The 15471-nt window shown below is 65.9% G+C and carries 12 protein-coding genes; 11 read left to right on the top strand and 1 reads right to left on the bottom strand.

The genetic code is table 11. The features are described 5' to 3' along the window. Window positions 1–53 precede the first annotated feature (53 nt). Window positions 54–404 (top strand): iron donor protein CyaY, encoded by a 351-nt coding sequence (cyaY, locus tag LZ017_RS07810; RefSeq protein ID WP_241396037.1) that lies wholly within the window; start codon window positions 54–56, stop codon window positions 402–404. Here cyaY and LZ017_RS07815 read toward each other — a convergent pair. Beyond that, window positions 394–2778: a penicillin-binding protein 1A gene (locus tag LZ017_RS07815; RefSeq protein WP_374109893.1), complete on the bottom strand. Its 2385-nt coding sequence runs from the start codon at window positions 2776–2778 to the stop codon at window positions 394–396. The two genes, cyaY and LZ017_RS07815, sit on opposite strands and share 11 nt — an antisense overlap. A gap of 278 nt (window positions 2779–3056) precedes the next feature. Between LZ017_RS07815 and LZ017_RS07820 the strand changes: the two genes are divergently transcribed. The 10 genes from LZ017_RS07820 to LZ017_RS07865 all read left to right on the top strand — a co-directional run bounded on the left by LZ017_RS07820 (window position 3057) and on the right by LZ017_RS07865 (window position 15251). Then, window positions 3057–4136 carry a pilus assembly protein PilM gene (locus tag LZ017_RS07820; RefSeq protein WP_241396106.1) on the top strand — a complete coding sequence of 360 codons (1080 nt, stop codon included), beginning with the start codon at window positions 3057–3059 and terminating at the stop codon, window positions 4134–4136. Beyond that, a complete protein-coding gene (locus LZ017_RS07825; protein ID WP_241396039.1) occupies window positions 4133–4753 on the top strand; it encodes a PilN domain-containing protein in 621 nt (206 codons plus the stop codon). The genes LZ017_RS07820 and LZ017_RS07825 overlap by 4 nt, the downstream gene beginning before the upstream one ends. 9 nt (window positions 4754–4762) lie before the next feature. Continuing rightward, window positions 4763–5455, top strand: coding sequence for a type 4a pilus biogenesis protein PilO (locus tag LZ017_RS07830; RefSeq protein WP_241396040.1), 693 nt, complete (start codon window positions 4763–4765; stop codon window positions 5453–5455). Further along, window positions 5452–5988: a pilus assembly protein PilP gene (locus tag LZ017_RS07835; protein WP_241396041.1), complete on the top strand. Its 537-nt coding sequence runs from the start codon at window positions 5452–5454 to the stop codon at window positions 5986–5988. Before LZ017_RS07830 ends, LZ017_RS07835 begins: the two co-directional genes overlap by 4 nt. 23 nt (window positions 5989–6011) lie before the next feature. Further along, window positions 6012–8186 carry a type IV pilus secretin PilQ gene (pilQ, locus tag LZ017_RS07840; protein WP_241396042.1) on the top strand — a complete coding sequence of 725 codons (2175 nt, stop codon included), beginning with the start codon at window positions 6012–6014 and terminating at the stop codon, window positions 8184–8186. 44 nt (window positions 8187–8230) lie between these two features. Further along, window positions 8231–11605: an Ig-like domain-containing protein gene (locus tag LZ017_RS07845; protein WP_241396043.1), complete on the top strand. Its 3375-nt coding sequence runs from the start codon at window positions 8231–8233 to the stop codon at window positions 11603–11605. Then, the gene (locus LZ017_RS07850) at window positions 11596–12189 is read left to right on the top strand and encodes a shikimate kinase (protein ID WP_241396044.1); all 594 of its coding nucleotides are present in this window, start codon (window positions 11596–11598) and stop codon (window positions 12187–12189) included. The genes LZ017_RS07845 and LZ017_RS07850 overlap by 10 nt, the downstream gene beginning before the upstream one ends. A gap of 59 nt (window positions 12190–12248) precedes the next feature. Then, entirely contained in the window at window positions 12249–13361 is a 1113-nt protein-coding gene (gene aroB, locus LZ017_RS07855) for a 3-dehydroquinate synthase (protein ID WP_241396045.1), read from the top strand. A 4-nt stretch (window positions 13362–13365) separates the two neighbouring features. After that, a complete protein-coding gene (locus tag LZ017_RS07860; RefSeq protein WP_241396046.1) occupies window positions 13366–14493 on the top strand; it encodes a deoxyguanosinetriphosphate triphosphohydrolase in 1128 nt (375 codons plus the stop codon). A 65-nt stretch (window positions 14494–14558) separates the two neighbouring features. Beyond that, window positions 14559–15251, top strand: a complete 693-nt coding sequence (locus tag LZ017_RS07865; RefSeq protein ID WP_241396047.1) for a transposase — start codon at window positions 14559–14561, stop codon at window positions 15249–15251. Window positions 15252–15471: the final 220 nt, after the last annotated feature.

Raw genomic sequence — 15471 nt, forward strand, 5'->3', positions numbered from 1 at the left:
CACTTCGGGGCTTGGACTCACTCATAAGCTCGAAGTCTATCGAGTTCCCGCCCATGACCGCCGCTGCCACCCCGCTGACCGACGCCGAGTACGACACCCAGACCGCGCAGATCCTGTCGCGCATCGAGGCGCAGGTGGATGCATGGCTGGAGCAGGATCTGATCGACATCGATCAACATCGGACCGGCGGGCTGCTGGAGTTGGAGTGCCCGGATCGCAGCAAGCTGGTGATCAACACGCAGCCGCCGTTGCATGAGCTCTGGCTGGCCTCGCGCCGGGGCGGCTTCCATTTCCGCTATGTGCAGGGGCGCTGGCTGGACACCAAGGACGGCGGCGAGTTCTTTGACAAGCTGTCCGCCGAGGCCAGCTTCCAATGCGGCAAGCCGCTGCGCTTCAGCGCTTGAACAGGTCGAGGATGCTCTTGCGCTCGTCGTCCGTGACCTTGTGCGGGACGCGCTGATCGTCATTGCTCAGTTCGCGCACGCCCTGGCTGCCGCTGTATTCGTCGTAGTACCACTCGCCGTTGATCTGCACCACGCCTTCGGGCGGTTGGATCTCGGCGACCTGCACATTGCGCAGCACATAGCCCATGTATTCGATCCAGACCGGTAGCGCCAGCCCACCGCCGGTCTCGCGCGAGCCCAGCTTGCGCGGCTGGTCATAGCCGATCCAGACCACGGCCACCGCCTCGGGCTGGTAACCGGCGAACCAGGCGTCCATCGAGTCGTTGGTGGTGCCGGTCTTGCCATACAGGTCGGGGCGCTTGAGTGTGCCCTGGGCGCGGGCCGCCGTGCCGCTGCGTGTGACCTCCTGCAGCAGACTGCTCATCAAGTAGGCGTTGCGCGGCTCGATCACCTGTGGCGTGCCTGCCAAATTCACCGGCTTAGCTTCGTAGAGCAAGCGCCCCTGGTGATCGGTCAGGCGCATGACCAACTGGCTGGGGACCAGGTGCCCGCCGTTGGCAAACACGCCATAGGCCTGGGCCATTTGCATGGGCGTGACCGAGCCCGCGCCCAAGGCCATGGTGAGATAGGGGGGGTGCTTCTCGGCCTCGAAGCCGAAGCGTGCGATCCACTGCTGCCCCTCCTTGGCGCCGACGGCCTGCAGCACGCGGATGGAGACCATGTTCTTGGAGCGCGCCAGCGCGCGGCGCAACGGCATCGGGCCTTCGAAGGTGCCGTCGTAGTTCTTCGGCTCCCAGGGCTGGCTGCCGGTGGTGCCGGCGTCGAAGAACAGCGGACCGTCATTGACCACCGTGCTGGGCGTGAAGCCCTTCTCCAGGGCGGCGGAATAGATGAAAGGCTTGAAGGCCGAACCCGGCTGTCGCCATGCTTGGGTCACATGGTTGAACTTGTTCTTGGCGTAGTCGAAGCCGCCAACCAGTGCACGGATGCGGCCATCGCGCGGATCCAGCGATACCAGCGCGCCCTCCACCTCGGGCAACTGGGTGATGCTCCAGTCTCCCTTCGGGCCACTCGTCTTGACCACGCGGACCACCGAGCCGCGCCGGATGCGCGTCTTGGGATTGCCCTTGTCCGACAGTCCCGAGGTGACCGGCTTGAGACCCTCGCCGGTGATGCTGAGGTTCTCGCCGGTCTGCAAGGCCACCACCACCTTCTTGGGGTCGGCCTCCAGCACGACGGCCGCGAGCAGCTCGTCATTGGCCGGATGGTCGGCCAGGGCCTCGGCGATGCGTACATCCAGATCCTTGGGATCGGCCGGCAGGTCCACGAAGGCCTCGGGGCCGCGGTAGACCTGGCGCCGCTCATAGTCCAGGATGCCACGCCGCAGTGCGCGGTAGGCGCGCTCCTGCTCCTGCGAATCCAGGCTCAGGTAGACGTTCAGGCCGCGCGTGTAGGCCTCGTCGCCATACTGCGTGTAGATCAGCTGGCGCGCCGTCTCGGCGACGAATTCCGCATGGCTGGCCGTGGGCTGGGCGGGGCGTATGCGCAGTTTCTGTGCCTTGGCCTCGACATGCTGCTCGGGCGTGATGAACCCCATCTCCAGCATGCGGTCGACGATGTACTGCTGGCGCACCGTGGCGCGGCGCGGATTGTTGATCGGGTTGTAGGCCGATGGCGCCTTGGGCAGGCCGGCCAGCATCGCCGCCTCGGCGATCGTGATGTCCTTCAGCGGCTTGCCGAAGTAGACCTCGCAGGCCGCGGCAAAGCCATAAGCGCGGTGACCCAGGAAGATCTGGTTCATGTAGATCTCGAGGATCTTCTCCTTGCTCAGCGCGGTCTCGATCTTCAGCGCCAACAGGATCTCGTAGATCTTGCGTGTGAAGGTCTTCTCCGTGGAGAGATAGAAATTGCGCGCCACCTGCATGGTGATGGTGGAGGCGCCCTGGCTGCGCGATTCGCTGACGTTGGCCAGGCCGGCTCGGATCACGCCCAGATAGTCCACGCCGCTGTGCTGGTAGAAGCGGGCGTCCTCGATGGCCAGCACCGCGTCCTGCATCACCTTGGGGATTTGCTGAATGGGCAGGTAGCTGCGCCGCTCCTCACCGTATTCGCCCAGCAGAACGTTGTCTGAGGACAACACTCGCATCGGCAGCTTGGGTTGGTAATCCGTGAGACCGCCAACGTCCGGCACATTGCGGTACGCGACGACCAGCGCCATGCCAACCACCAGCGCCAAGGCCAGCGTGCCGGCGGCGACCAGACCCAGAAGCCAGGCCAGCACGCGCATGGCGGCCCTGCTCATGGGATGGTCGGCAGGGGCGGGGGATTCCGGCGCTTGCGCGCGAGGTGAGGATTTCTTTGAACTGGGGCTCATGGCCTGCAAGTCGCGCCGCAAATATGGCGCCGTGGCGGCGGATTATAGGAAGGGGGTCGCCCGGTGCTGGGCGGCACGGTTGGGACGACAGAAGCCTTTGGCGGCGGGGAATGGCCCGTTTTTTCCCTGTTTTAGCGCAACATCCGGCCGTGTATGTTACGCAACGTGGTGTTACTTGCTGTGACCGCTTTCCCTTGGGCTGTCATAGGCTTTGCTGCTAGCATTCAAGTAACTTATTAACAAACCCGCGCAGGTGCGGCGCGTTGGGGGACTTTTTCATGGGGCTACTTGACGTACTCCTGGGTCGCAAGCATCCGCCCATGATTGGCTTGGATATCAGTTCTTCCAGTGTCAAGCTGGTGGAATTGGGGCAAAACGCCGATGGCGAGTTTGTTCTGGAGCGCTTCGCCACGGAGCCCTTCGAAAAAGGCTGGATCACCGACGGTCAGATCGAGAAATTCGACGAAGTGGCCGATGCCGTGCGGCGCGTGGTGACGCGCAGCGGCACCAAGACCCGTGATGCGGCGCTGGCCATGCCGCAGTCGGCGGTGATCACCAAGAAGATCATGCTGCCAGCCGGCCTGCGGGAAGAGGAGCTGGAGCTGCAGGTCGAGGCCGAGGCCAACCAGTACATTCCTTTCTCGCTCGATGAGGTCAGCCTGGATTTCTGCGTGATCGGCCCCAGCCCCACCTCGGTGGGAGACGTCGAGGTGCTGATCGCGGCCTCCCGCAAGGACCGTGTGCAGGATCGCCAGGGGCTGGCGGAGGCGGCCGGGCTGCGCCCGATGATCCTGGACATCGAGTCTCACGCCTCGCGCATGGCGATGGGGCGCTTGATTGCCGACCTGCCGGGCGAAGGCAAGGACGCACTCGTGGCATTGTTCGAGATCGGTGCCGACACCACCAGCCTCAAGGTGCTGCGTGACGAGGAAATGCTCTACGACCGCGACCAGGCCTTCGGCGGCGCGCAGCTGACGCAGCTGATCGCGCGTCAGTATGGCTTCTCCTTCGAGGAGGCCGAGCAAAAAAAGCTCAATGGCGACCTGCCCGAGGACTATGAGAGCTCGGTGCTCAATCCGTTCGTCGACAGCCTTTCGCAAGAGATCGGCCGGGCGCTGCAGTACTTCTTCACCAGCACGCCGCACCACAAGGTCCACTACGTGATGCTGGCCGGCGGCACGGCCACGCTGCCGGGCCTGAAGGAGCGGGTCACCGAACTCACGGGTTTCGCCTGCATGGTGGTCAACCCGTTCGAGAACATGGCGCTGGGCTCTGCGGTCCGTGAGGCCAAGCTCAGGCGCGAGGCGCCTGCTTATCTGACGGCCTGCGGCCTGGCGATGCGGAGGTTCTTTCAGTGATTCTGATCAACCTTCTTCCGCATCGCGAAGAAAAGCGCAAGCGTCGCAAGGCCCAGTTCTTCACCGCCGTCGGCGCCTCCTTCGTGCTGGGGCTGCTGATCACGGCGGTGGGCTATCTGCTCTTGCAGCAGCTCACCGCGGCGCAGGCCTCGCGCAACCAGTTTCTGCAGAACGAGATCAACCAGCTCGATGCGCAGATCAAGGACATCGCCAATCTGCGCGAAGAGATCGAATCGTTGCGCGCGCGCCAGCGCGCCGTCGAGGACCTGCAGACCGACCGCAACACGCCGGTCCATCTGCTCAGCGAGCTGGCGCGCTTCACGCCCGACGGTGTCTACCTCAGTTCCATCAAGCAGTCCGGTCGCTCGGTCACGGTGGCCGGCGTGGCGGCCACGAACGAGCGGGTGTCGGAATTTCTGCGCAATGTCTCGCGTTCGGACTGGCTGGAGAAACCCGATCTGGTCGAGATCCGGCTTGCCAACGTGGCCACGAACTCCCGAGATCTGCGTCGGCTGTTCGACTTCTCGCTGCGCCTGACCATCAAGACGCCGAGCTCCGAGGCCGGTGAGGCGGCCGACGCGCCGGCCCGGCCGGCCTCGGGCATTCGCAAGAGCTGAGGAATCGCGATGCTGGACAAGTTGAAATCGCTGGACCTCAACGCCTGGTTCGCCGACGTCACGGAGCAGTTCCGCGGCCTCAATCCCAACGAGCCGGGCCAATGGCCGCCCGCGCCCAAGATCGCGACCTATGTGGCGGTGACGCTGGCTGCCGTGGTACTGGGCTGGCTGCTGTTGCTGTCCGACGAACAGTCGGCGCTGCAGGCCGAGCATGACAAGGAACCGCAGCTCAAGGAAAGCTACCGCAACAAGCTGACCCAGGCCGTCAACCTGCCCGAGCTGCGCAAGCAGAAGCGCCAGGTCGAGGAGTACGTGCTGCAGCTGGAAAAGCAGTTGCCGGGCAAGGCCGAGATGGACGCGTTGCTGTCCGACATCAACCAGGCTGGTTTGGGTCGCGGGCTGCAGTTCGAGCTGTTCCGCCCCGGGCAGGTCGCGGTCAAGGACTACTACGCGGAACTGCCGATCTCGGTGCGTGTCTCCGGCCGCTATCACGATATTGGCGCCTTCACGGCCGATGTGTCGAACTTGTCGCGCATCGTCACCTTGCACGACCTCAATGTGGCCGTGGCGCAAGGCAAGGATGTGCCGGCCGGGCAATTGAGCATGGAGGCCACCGCGCGCACCTACCGCTATCTGGACCAGACCGAGATCGAGGACCAGAAGAAGGCCGCCGCCGCGGCGAAGAAGGGCAACAAGTCATGAGCACGCGTCTGGCATCGGTGGCGGCGTTCGCGGCTTTGTCGCTGGTGCTGCCCGGTTGCAGCTCGGATGCCGACGAGCTGCAGCAATGGATGGAGCAGCAGCGGCGCGAAACGCGGACCACGGTCAAACCGCTGTCGCCGCCGAAGAAGTTTCTGCCCGAGGCTTATGGCGGGGCTCAAGTCGTCGACCCCTTCAGTCCGCAGAAGCTCACGGTGGCGTTGAAGCAGGAAGCGGCCCAGCCCAGTTCGCTGCTGGCCGCCGAGATGAGCCGGCGCCGCGAACCCTTGGAGTCCTATCCGCTCGATAGCATGTCCATGGTGGGCAGCGTGTATCGCGGCAAGGCGCGCTACGCGCTGCTCAAGGTGGACAGCCTGCTTTATCAAGTGAAGGTCGGCGACTACATGGGGCAGAACTTCGGGCGGATCACCAAGATCACCGAAACCGATATTTCGTTGAGGGAAGTCGTCCAGGACGCTGCGGGCGAATGGATCGAGCGCACCAGTACCCTCCAGCTGCAGGAGACGGGACGATGAATGCAATACAGGAGAATGCCCGAATGACCCGTACACGTGCTGCCAGGGCTGTGCGCGGCCCCGACTGGCGGGCGCTGGCCTGCGTCGCGATGCTTGCGGTGTGGGCGCCGGTGCAGGCGATGGCGCAGAACCTGATCCGCTCCATCAGCAGCACGCAGCAGGCCGGTACCGAGGTCGTGCGCGTCGAGCTGACCCAGTCACTGACCGAATTGCCCCGGGGCTTCACGGTGCAGACGCCGCCGCGCATCGCGATCGATCTTCCCAATGTCGGCAACGGCATGGGGCGCAACTCGGTCGAGATCAATCAGGGCAATCTGCGCACGGCCAATGTGGCGCAGGCCGGCGATCGCACGCGCCTGGTGCTGAGTCTGCGCCAGGCCTCCAGCTACCGAGCCACCCTGGAAGACAAGGCGCTGGTGCTGGTGCTGGATCCGGCACCTATGCCCTCGACCGCCACGGCAAGCAGCGGCGGCCAGGCCGTGCAATTCGCGCCCAGCCAGAACGCGGCGACCGCGATGCTGCAGGACATCGACTTCCGCCGTGGCGCCGACGGGGCCGGACGTGTCGTCGTCAACCTGCCCAGCAGCCAGGTCGGCGTGGACATCCAGCAGCAGGGCCAGTACCTCGTCGTTGAATTCCTGCGCAGCACGCTGCCGCCAGCGCTGCGCAAGCGCATGGACGTGACCGACTTCGGCAGTCCCGTTCATACCGTGACGGCCAGCCAGCAGGGCGACCGCGTTCGCCTGGTCGTCGAGCCCAAGGGGGCCTGGGAGCACAGCGCCTATCAGAGCGACAACCAGTTCGTGCTGGAAGTCCGTCCGCAGAAGCTGGATCCCAACAAGCTCACGCAGGGGCCGGGCTATGCCGGCGACAAACTGAGCCTGAACTTCCAGAACATCGAAGTGCGGGCGCTGCTGCAGGTGATCGCCGATTTCACCAACTTCAACGTGGTGACCAGCGATACCGTGACCGGTACCGTGACCCTGCGCTTGAAGGACGTGCCCTGGGACCAGGCGCTGGACATCATCCTGCAAGCCAAGGGCCTGGGACTGCGCAAGTCTGGCAATGTGCTGTGGATCGCGCCCAAGGACGAACTGAACACCAAGGAGAAGCTGGACCTGGAGGCCAAGGCCCAGATCGCCCAGCTCGAGCCGCTCCGCACCCAGTCCATCCAGCTCAACTACACCAAGGCCGAGGAAGTGGCCAAGGGGCTCACGGGACAGAGCTCGTCCGGGGGGACCTCGGGCGCGAACTCGACTCGCATCCTGTCTCCGCGTGGCAGCGTGATCTTCGAGCCGCGCACCAACCAGCTTTTCGTGACCGACATCCCGTCCAAGCTGGAAGAGATCCAGGCCATGGTGGCCAAATTCGACATTGCCGTACGGCAGGTGTTGATCGAAGCCCGCATCGTCGAAGCCGACGACAAGTTCGGCCGCAACCTAGGGGTGAAGCTGGGCGCCTCGGACTTCCGCGGCCTGCAGGGCGGTGTGCCCGGCTGGGGCGTGGGGGGCGGCAACTACGTCACCGTGGGCGGCAACTACAACGCCGTGGGCGGCCAGACGCTGCAGCTCAAGAAGGACGACTTCAAGTACAACGACACGCAGTTCGTCAACCTGCCGGCCAACAGCATCAATGGCGTGAATCCGGCGAGCTTTGCGCTGTCGCTGTTCAGCGCGGCCGCGAACCGGTTCCTTAACCTGGAGTTGTCGGCCCTGGAGGCCGATGGGCGCGGCAAGATCGTGTCGAGTCCGCGTGTCGTGACGGCTGACCAGACCAAGGCCGAGATCGAGCAGGGCGAGGAAATTCCCTATCTGCAAGCCTCCTCGTCGGGGGCGACGTCGATCTCTTTCAAGAAGGCCAGCATGCGCCTGGAGGTCACGCCGCAGATCACGCCCGAAGGCAATGTGATCCTGGACGTGCTGGTGACCAAGGACAGCCGCGGTGATGCCACGCCTTTCGGTCCGGCGATCAACACCAAGCGGGTGCGTACCCAGGTGCTGGTCGAGAACGGTGGCACGGTGGTGATCGGGGGCATCTTCACGCTGACCGACCAGGACAGTGTCAACAAGGTGCCCTTGCTGGGCGATGTGCCGGTTGTGGGACATTTGTTCCGCAACACCGCGCGCATCTCGAACAAGACCGAACTGTTGGTGTTCATCACGCCCAAGGTGGTGAGCGACCGGGTCAGCGCGCGTTGATCGCGAAACGGGAGAGCGCGTCACTCGCGCATTGGAGTATCAAGATGACGGTTTTGAAGTGGTTGCTGGCGGCTGCCCGACGGGCGGGCCTGGCCATGCTGATGCCGCTGGCGCTGGTCGCCTGCGGCGGCGGCGGCGGTGATGCAGGGGCCCCGGTGCTTGGGGGCGGCGATGGGACGCCCACGCCGCAGGCAGCAGACCTCGTGGTGGTGCTGAGTACCTCGGCGCTGCCGGTGGATGGCTCGAAAACGGCCTTGATCACGGTGACGGCGGTCGACGGCCAGCGCAACGCGGTCAAGGCGGTGCCGGTGTCCATGAGCGTGGACAGCGGTGGCGTGCTGACGCCCAGCGGCAAGGTCACCAATGACACGGGCAACGTTTCGGCGTCATTGACCATCGGCTCTGACCAGAGCAAGCGCACCATGACCGTCACGGTGACCAGCGGCTCCATCACCAAGACCGTCAAGGTCGATGTGGTCGACTCCGCGGTGTCCGGCAATGGCCCGACGCTGACCGTCAGCCTGAGCTCCAACCAGATCACGCCGGCTATCCCGGCGACGGCCTTCATCACTGCGCGCTCGACCTCGGGCGCGCCGCTGGCCAATGTGGTGGTCACGGTGGGCACGGTGCGCGGCGGCCTGGTGAACCTGTCGGCGACGACGGCCATGACCGATGCCAGCGGCGTGGCCCGCGTGCAGATCGACGCAGGCAGCAGCGGCCTGACCGGTGCGGACGAACTCAGTGCGTCGGCGACGGTGGGCGGAGTTCAGATCAGCTCGACCATCGCCTTCTCGGTGACCGGTGCCAGCCCGACGCTGTCTCTGGTGGCCGACAGCACCACGCTGAAGCTCTCCACCGGCAATGTCATGCTGCGAGCGCGGGTGCTGGACGAGAAGGGTGTCGCGGTCCCGGGCGTGACCGTCAAGTTCAGTTCGACGACCGGCAATGTGGCCCTCAGCGCCACGACCGCGCTGAGCAGCGCTTCGGGGGATGCCGTCACGACGATGTCGCCGAGCAAGGGCGGTGTGTCCGGCGCCGACACCTTGCAGGCGACCGCGACCGTCAAGGGGCGTGACCTGGTGGCCCAGGTCGGCGTGCAGATCGTTGGCGAGCAGCCCACGCTGACGATGACGCTGTCCAACTCGTCGATCAGCGTCGCCCAGCCCGCGCAGGTGCGCGTGCTGGTGCGCGACGTGGCCGGAGCCGTCGTGTCCGGCGCGCTGGTGTCCTTCAAGGCCGACAACGGCCTGCTGGCCTTCGACGCGGCCACCGCGCGGACGGATGCGACCGGTGTGGCCACCATCACCGCGGCTCCGCTGTCGGCAAGCACCAATGGCGCCGACCAACTGACAGCCTCGGCCACCGTGAATGGCATTGCCGTCACCACCCAGCAGGTGGTGCAGGTGGTCGCAGCCAATGCGCCCGGCGTGCCCTCGTTGCAGCTGGCGCTGAGCGTCAACTCCATCACCTCTGGTTCGCCCGCCACCGTCACGGCGACGCTGCTGGATGCGCGCGGCAATCCCGTGCCGGGTAGCGTTGTGAGCTTCACCGCCGTGCGCGGCCTCGGCAAGCTCAACGTCGGTACCGCGCTGACCGATGTCAGCGGCCGTGCCGTGGTGCAGCTGAGCCCGACGACGACGCAGTCGGCCGGTGCCGACGAGGTGGTGGCCTCGGTGCGCTATGCGGGCGTGGACCTGCAGGCCTCCAAGGGCTTCCAGATCCAGGCGACCAATGTCTCCATCGTCAGCTTTGTCCGCAATCCGGATCCGGGTCCGACGGTGCCGCTGAGCGCCTATGCGCAAACGCCGCTGCAGGTCACGCTGACCGGTGCCGGCGTGGATTCGCCGGTGAAGCTGTCGGTGTCCTCGTCCTGCGTGGCGCAGGGCAAGGCGACGGTGTCGCCAGCCAGCTTCACGACCACCAGCAACAGCTACACCCTGCAGTACCGCGACAACGGCTGCGGCGCGCTGCAGTCGGCCGACCAACTGCAGCTGGTCATTGATGGCACCGCGTCCTCGCAAAACCTGACGCTGCCCATCGCGACGCCGGCCACTGCCAGCCTCGCCTTCGTGCAGGCCACGCCGGAGGTGATCTACCTGAAGGGCTCGGGCCTGACCGAGACCTCGGTGGTGACCTTCGAGGTGCGCGACGTCGCCGGCAATCCGCTGCCAGGGCGCGTCGTCGAGCTGCGCCTGCTGACCGGTGCGGGCGGCGTGACCATGGAAGGCCGTGGCGTGGAGTCGGTCAATCCGCCCTCCGCCTCGCCGTTCACGCAGAACTCCGATGCCGCCGGTCGCGTGTCGGTGCGCGTCAATTCCGGCACCCAGCCCACGCCGATCCGTGTCCATGCGAAGCTGCAAGGCACCAACATCGCGACCGTGTCCAGCAACCTGACGGTGGCCGTTGGCCTGCCCTCACAGCTGAACTTCTCGCTGTCGCAGACCACGGTCAACATCGAGGGCGCCAATATCGACGGAACGACCAACAACTACGTGGTGATCGCTTCCGACCGAAATGGCAACCCGGTACCGGCCGGCACGACGATCAACTTCGTCACCGAGGGTGGCCAGGTCGAAGCCAGCAAGCAGATCCAGTTGGTCAGCGGGCTGGCGCGAGCCTCGTCCAACTTCCTGTCGGCCGAGCCGCGTCCGCTGGACGGCCGCATCACCATCGTGGCTTATGCACTCGGCGAAGAGTCCTTCATCGACCGGAACGGCAACAACATCTGGGATGCCGGCGAGCCTTTCCAGGACTTGGGCAACATCTTCAAGGATCGCAACTTCGACGGCGTCTTCGACAGCGCGGTGGACGAGTACGTGCCAGTCGGGGCGAACAACAGCGGGCTTTGCTCTGCGCCGGGCGACACCTTGCTGGTTCGTGACGTCAGCATTCCGTCGATGGACGGCACCTGCGACAACACCTGGACCGGCATGGGTCAGGTCTACGTGCGCCGCGCGGTGGAAACCGTGCTGTCGACCTCGATGGGTCGCCCGCTGTGGTTGTCCACGGGGAGCCACATCACGAAGACGGGAACGCCCATCCAACTGCGCACCACGGGTAACCCGGCTCCGACGCCCAGCTTCACGCCGGTTTCCTCGGGCGACACGGTCTGTCTCGCGTCGCCGGCGGTGGCCGGGTCGTTCAGCCTGATCGTGGCCGATGCCAACCCAATTCGCCTGAATCCGATGGCCGCGGGCACGGTGGTGACCGCATCCACGCCGACGACTGGCCTGTCGGTGACCGCGTCGACGGGCACCTACACCGTGGCCAACACCTCCGAGGCGCCAGGCGTGCCGGTGTTCTTCTCGTTCGATCCGACCAAGGCCACCAGCGGTGTGGTTTCGGTGAGCTTCAAGTCGCCCAGCGGCGCGACCACCACGGTGTCGATCAACGTGCGGATGGCTGCGACTTGCCCCTGAGGCTGGCGCTCGTCGGCATGCCCGGCGGTGGCAAGTCCACCGTCGGGCGTAACTTGGCGCGCCTGCTCGATGCGCCCTTCGTCGACAGCGACGCGGAGATCGAGCAGCAGCTGGGAGGCGAAACCATCAAGGCCTTCTTCGCCCGCAAGGGCGAGGAGGCCTTTCGCGATTTGGAGAGCCAGACGCTCGCGGCGCTGTTGCAGCGTCCTGGCGAACTGGTGCTGGCCACTGGCGGCGGCGCGGTGCTGCGCGAGCCCAACCGCGATTTGCTGCGCAAGCATGCCACGGTGGTCTATCTGCGCTCGTCGCCCGACGAGCTGTTCCGCCGCCTCAAGCACGACACCCAGCGTCCGTTGCTGCAGGTGGCCAACCCTTTGGCCAAGTTGCGCGAGCTGTATGCGCAGCGCGATCCGCTGTACCGGCGCTGCGCCCACTTTGTGCTCGAGACCGGCCGGCCGTCGGTCCAGGGACTGACCAACATGATCCTGATGCAGCTGGAGTTGGGCGGACAGCTCGATCCCGCCCGCGTCGCCGCCACCGTTGGCGCGCGTGAAGACGCGCCGGCACGCCCTCCGCAGCACTGATCGTGTAGTGCCGGCCATGCGGGCGCGGCCTGCCTGCCGCAGCCCCGTACACTCAAGGCATGAGCATTCCCAGTTCCGACACCACGGCCTGCGTGTACATCGCGCTGGACGACCGCAGCTACGACATCCGCATCGCACCCGGTGTGCTGGACGCGCCAGCCAGCTGGCAAGGCTTGCCGCGTGGCGCATCGGCGGTGGTGGTCACGAACGAAACCGTAGCGCCGCTGTACCTGGAGCGCTGCCGCCAGCAACTTCGGGCCCATTACGCACGTGTCGACGCCGTGGTGTTGCCCGACGGCGAGCAGCACAAAGACTGGGACTCGCTGAACCGCATCGTCGACCATCTGCTGGCCACTGCTGCCGACCGCAAGACCGTGCTGGTGGCGCTGGGCGGCGGCGTGATCGGCGATCTGACCGGCTTCGCCGCCGCCATCTACATGCGTGGCGTCCCCTTCGTGCAGGTGCCCACCACCTTGCTGGCCCAGGTGGATTCCTCAGTGGGTGGCAAGACCGCGATCAACCACCCGCGCGGCAAGAACATGATCGGGGCCTTCTACCAGCCCGCGCGCGTGATCGCCGATCTGGACACACTGGACAGTCTGCCGGCGCGCGAACTGTCAGCCGGTCTGGCCGAGGTGATCAAGTACGGCCCGATCGCCGATCCGGACTTCCTGCTCTGGATCGAGGCCAACCTGGATGCCCTGCTGGCGCGCGACAAGGCGGCGCTGGCCCATGCCGTGAAGCGCAGCTGCGAGATCAAGGCCTGGGTCGTGGGGCAGGACGAGCGTGAGTCCGGGCTGCGCGCCATCCTCAACTTCGGCCACACCTTCGGCCACGCGATCGAGACCGGCCTGGGCTACGGCGAATGGCTGCACGGCGAGGCGGTGGGTTGCGGCATGGTGCTCGCTTCCGAACTGTCGGTGCGGCTCGGGCTGATGCCGCCGGACTTCGTGACCCGCATGCAGCGCCTGGTCGCGCGCGCCGGGCTACCCGTGCTCGCGCCTCGTCTGGGGCTGGACCGTTATCTGGCGCTGATGCGGGTGGACAAGAAGTCCGAGAGCGGCGAGATCCGCTTCGTCTTGATCGACGGGCTGGGCCGGGCCACGATGCGCGGCGCTCCCGACGAGCTGGTCGCGCAGGTCCTGGCGGCGCACAGCGAATCCAAGGCCTGAACCGATGATGCGCGCGCCCTATGCCTCCCATCCGGCGCGCAGCCGCGGTCGCCGCCACCCGGAGGCTCCGGCGCCGACGCGCTCCGAGTACCAGCGCGACCGCGATCGCATCGTCCACAGCACCGCCTTCCGGCGCCTGGTCTACAAGACCCAGGTCTTTCTCAACCACGAAGGCGACCTGTTCCGCACCCGCCTCACCCATTCGCTGGAAGTGGCCCAGCTGGGGCGCTCCATCGGGCGCAGCCTGGGCCTGGACGAGGATCTGATCGAGACCATCGCGCTGGCTCACGACCTGGGCCACACACCCTTCGGTCATGCCGGCCAGGATGTGCTGGACGACTGCATGAAGGCGCATGGCGGCTTCGAGCACAACCTGCAGTCGCTGCGCGTGGTGGACAAGCTGGAGCAGCGCTACCCCCCCTTCGACGGGCTCAACCTGAGCTTCGAGAGCCGTGAGGGCATCCTGAAGCACTGCCGACGCCACGACGCCGAGCGCATCGAGGCGCGTGAGCCCGGCGGCATCGCGGCGCGTTTCCTTCACGGCGGACAGCCCAGCCTGGAAGCCCAGTTGTGCAATCTCGCCGACGAGGTGGCCTACAACGCGCATGACGTCGACGACGGCGTTCGCTCCGGGCTCGTGACGCTGGAGCAATTGGAGCAGGTGCCGCTGGTTCAGCGTTTTCTGCGCGAGAGCCTGCAGGAGTACCCCGCCTTGCAGGGCAAGCGGCTGCTGGCCGAGACCATACGGCGCATGCTGTCGCAGCAGGTCTACGACATCATCGATGCGACGCGTCGCCTGCTGGACGACAGACAGCCGGGAACGCCCGACGAGGTCCGCCAGGCCGGGCCCTTGGTGGCCTTCAGTCCCGAAATGCGCCGCGCCAGCACCGAGCTCAAGCGCTTCCTGTTCGCCAACCTCTACCGCCATCCGCTGGTGCAGGAAAAGCGCCTGCGGGCGGAGCGGGTGCTGCGCGAACTGTTCCAGATCTATCTGAATGATCCCGGGCGTCTGCCGCCCGATTTTGCCGATGGCGAAGACCATGCGCGCGCCTGCGCCGACTACATTGCTGGCATGACCGACCGTTTCGCACTGCGCGAGCATGAGCGGTTGACCGGGCAGAAGCTGCTCTAGCGCGGCCTGCTTCGGCGCTGGGGAATAATGGGGTCAGATCAAACCTGACCCCGGGGCGCAATGCCATGGCAAGACTCACGCGGCTGGCGCTAGCTGGCCATGTCCACCATCTGATTCATCGCGGCCACAGCGCCCAGCCCATTGCCCGCGACGAACAGGACTTCCGTCAAATGCTGGCGGCGCTCCAGGACAGCGCGGCCACGCACAAGGTCACCATCCACGCCTATGTGCTGATGCCGGACCACCTGCATCTGCTCGCCACCCCGAGCAGCGACCAGGGGCTGAGCCGGATGATGCAGGCCTTTGGCCGCCGCTATGTGGCGGCCTTCAATGCCCGCCATGGGCGGTCCGGCACGCTGTGGGAGGGGCGCTTTCGCGCCGCGCCACTGGACGCCTCCACCCATCTGCTGGCCGCCATGCGGGCCATCGAACTGAATCCTCAGCGTGCCGGCCTGGTGGCCGCTGCGGTCGACTATCCCTGGTCTTCCTGTGCCCATCACTTGGGGCGGCGGCGTGACCCCCTGGTGGTCGATGCGCCGGCCTATTGGGCCCTGGGCAACACACCGTTCGAGCGCGAACTGGCCTGGCAACGCTGTTTGGACGACGGCGAGCCCGACGCGGAGCGTCGTCTGCTGATGGCGTCGGCGCTGAAGGGGTGGCCGCTCGGTGGGGCTGCCTTTCTGGCTGCGCTGGGGGAGCAGACCGAGCGTCCGCTGACACCGCGGCGGCGAGGACGTCCCCGCCGTCTCCCGCAGTAAATCTGACTCTGTCCCTAATAAATGATCGGCTTGGCGTGGCTGGATTGTTAAATAGAGTCTGACCCCATTTAGTTCTTGTTGTCCTTCATGCTGCACCGCATTAATCTGCGCACATCTGGTTTTGGAACCCTGGAGGCCACCGATGTCGGCAGCACAACAATCGCAGGGGCAGGCGCAAGGCGCCGCGTCCGCTCCTCTCCGCGCAACGTCCGCGCCGCAG

It is taken from the genome of Pelomonas sp. CA6 (genome assembly GCF_022549225.1).
In the GTDB taxonomy this organism is placed as follows: domain Bacteria; phylum Pseudomonadota; class Gammaproteobacteria; order Burkholderiales; family Burkholderiaceae_C; genus Roseateles.

Excerpts from the sequence above, each read along its gene's own strand:
- cyaY (WP_241396037.1), top strand. The coding sequence starts at position 54 with ATGACCGCCGCTGCCACCCCGCTGACCGACGCCGAGTACGACACCCAG.
- LZ017_RS07815 (WP_374109893.1), bottom strand. The coding sequence starts at position 2,778 with ATGAGCCCCAGTTCAAAGAAATCCTCACCTCGCGCGCAAGCGCCGGAA.
- LZ017_RS07820 (WP_241396106.1), top strand. The coding sequence starts at position 3,057 with ATGGGGCTACTTGACGTACTCCTGGGTCGCAAGCATCCGCCCATGATT.
- LZ017_RS07830 (WP_241396040.1), top strand. The coding sequence starts at position 4,763 with ATGCTGGACAAGTTGAAATCGCTGGACCTCAACGCCTGGTTCGCCGAC.
- LZ017_RS07835 (WP_241396041.1), top strand. The coding sequence starts at position 5,452 with ATGAGCACGCGTCTGGCATCGGTGGCGGCGTTCGCGGCTTTGTCGCTG.
- pilQ (WP_241396042.1), top strand. The coding sequence starts at position 6,012 with ATGACCCGTACACGTGCTGCCAGGGCTGTGCGCGGCCCCGACTGGCGG.
- LZ017_RS07845 (WP_241396043.1), top strand. The coding sequence starts at position 8,231 with ATGACGGTTTTGAAGTGGTTGCTGGCGGCTGCCCGACGGGCGGGCCTG.
- aroB (WP_241396045.1), top strand. The coding sequence starts at position 12,249 with ATGAGCATTCCCAGTTCCGACACCACGGCCTGCGTGTACATCGCGCTG.
- LZ017_RS07860 (WP_241396046.1), top strand. The coding sequence starts at position 13,366 with ATGATGCGCGCGCCCTATGCCTCCCATCCGGCGCGCAGCCGCGGTCGC.
- LZ017_RS07865 (WP_241396047.1), top strand. The coding sequence starts at position 14,559 with ATGGCAAGACTCACGCGGCTGGCGCTAGCTGGCCATGTCCACCATCTG.